Here is a 2,238-nt window from a genome sequence, read left to right on the forward strand (position 1 = left end):
TCGCCGGTGCGGAGGGTGCGGAGCGCTGGGCAGTGTCAACCATCATTGGTCCTTTGTTCTCGCTCGAACTCGAAGTTTCCTGCATGGAAGCTTCCTGCGCGGAAGATCGTGTAGGCAGAATTTTTCTACACACTAGGGCGGCTCGGCGACGGCCGGAAATAGTGCATGACGAGGCTACAAAGGCGGGTGCCGCGCCCGGCATCCGTCTTGTAGCTTTCCACAGGCGCCGCGCTCGAACGAGTGCCCTTAGGCACAAAAACGAGTAATCCTAAGCGCCCGCCGCCGCGACGACCTCGAGCACGCCGGCTCCGTAGGCCTCGAGTTTCTTGGCGCCGACGCCGGAGATGCCGTCGAGGTCGCCGATACCGCCGGGGTTCGCGACCGCGATCGCGATCAGGGTCGCGTCGCCGAAGACGATGTACGCGGGCACGCCCTGCTCCTTGGACACGCTCGAGCGCCAGGCCCGGAGCGCCTGGAACAACGCCTCCTGCTGCGGGGTGAGGTCGGCGGCTGCGGCCTTCGCGGCGCCGGTGCGGGCGGAGGAGGTGGATCGTGCCGCGCGCTCGGGCTCGCTGCGGAGCTCGACGGTGCGATGGCCGGCGAGGACCTCTGTGGCGATCGGGGTGAGCACGAGGGTGCCGTATTCCCCGGAGGTGGCGAGGATGCCCTGGGCGAGCAGCTGACGGACGACGCCGCGCCACTGTTGGTCGGAAAGGTCGGCGCCGATGCCCCAGGTCGCGAGCTGTTCGTGGTGGTGCTGGGTCGTGCGCGGTGTGGTCTTGCCGCGCAGGATGTCGACGATCTGGCCGGCGCCAAAACGCTGGTTGCGCTCGCGCAGCAGGCGCACGATGGTGGAGAGCAGCTTCTGGGCCGGCACGGTGCCATCCCAGCCGACGGGCGGTTCGAGGCACGTGTCGCAGTTGCCGCACGGCTCGCTCGCCTGGCCGAAGTAGCGCAGCAGGTTGACCCTGCGGCAGTGCACCGTCTCGCAGAGGGCCAGCATGGCGTCGAGGTGCGCGGAGAGCTTGCGGCGGTGGGCGAGGTCGCCGGGCGACTCGTCGATCATGCGGCGCTGCTGCACGACGTCCTGCAGGCCGTAGGCGAGCCAGCCGGTCGAGGGCAGGCCGTCACGTCCGGCCCGGCCCGTCTCCTGGTAGTAGCCCTCGACGGACTTGGGCAGGTCGATGTGGGCGACGAAGCGCACGTCAGGCTTGTCGATGCCCATGCCGAACGCGATGGTCGCGACGATGATCACGCCCTCCTCGCGGAGGAACCGGGACTGGTTGCGGGCGCGCACCGCCTGGTCGAGGCCGGCGTGGTACGGCAGCGCGTTGAGGCCGTTGGCGCGCAGGAATTCGGCGGTCGCCTCGACGCTCTTGCGGCTGAGCGCGTAGACGATGCCGGCGTCGTGCGGGTGCTCCGTCTTGATGAAGGAGAGCAGCTGCTTGCGCGGTTCGGCCTTCGCGACGATCCGGTACTGGATGTTCGGACGGTCGAAGCTCGCGACGAAGTGACGCGCCCCCTCGAGCTGCAGGCGCTGCGTGAGTTCCTGGTGCGTCGCATCCGTCGCCGTGGCCGTGAGCGCGATGCGCGGCACGTCGGGCCAGCGGCCGGCGAGTTCGGACAGGGCGAGATAGTCGGGGCGGAAGTCGTGGCCCCACTGCGAGACACAGTGGGCCTCGTCGATCGCGAAGAGCGCGATGGTGCCGCGCTCGAGGAAGCGCTTGGTGGCCTCGGAGGAGAGCCGCTCGGGGGCGACGTAGAGCAGGTCGAGGTTGCCGGCGAGGTAGTCGCGTTCGACGCGGGAGCGTTCGGCGGAGTCCTGGCTCGAGTTGAGGAACGCGGCGCGGACACCCACCGCGGTGAGGGCGTCGACCTGGTCCTGCATGAGCGCGATCAGCGGGGAGATGACGATGCCGGTGCCCTCGCGCACGAGGGACGGGATCTGGTAGCAGAGGCTCTTGCCGCCGCCGGTGGGCATCAGCACGACGGCGTCGCCGCCCCCGATGACCTGGTCGATGATGGCGGCCTGCTCGCCGCGGAACGAGTCGTAGCCGAACACCGTGCGCAGCGCCTCGGCGGCGGTCGCGAACTTCGCGGTGGCGCGCCGGGGCGGGGCGGATGCCTGCGCGAACGACGTGCGGATGGGTCCGGATCCGCCGGCACCGGCGCCCGGGTCGACTCGGGAGCCGTAGTCGGAGCTGTTTCCCTGGCCGTCGCCCGCTCCGTAGTCCGGGG

The 2,238-nt window shown here is 69.9% G+C and carries 1 protein-coding gene; it reads right to left on the minus strand.

Features of this window, described 5'->3' with window-relative positions:
* Nucleotides 1-268: 268 nt before the first annotated feature.
* On the minus strand, nt 269-2,238 hold a 1,970-nt coding region (gene recQ, locus QN357_RS18715; RefSeq protein ID WP_416347635.1), incomplete at its 5' end, for a DNA helicase RecQ.

The sequence above is a fragment of the Cryobacterium sp. RTC2.1 genome (genome assembly GCF_035018685.1).
GTDB classification, from domain to species: Bacteria; Actinomycetota; Actinomycetes; order Actinomycetales; family Microbacteriaceae; genus Cryobacterium; species Cryobacterium glucosi.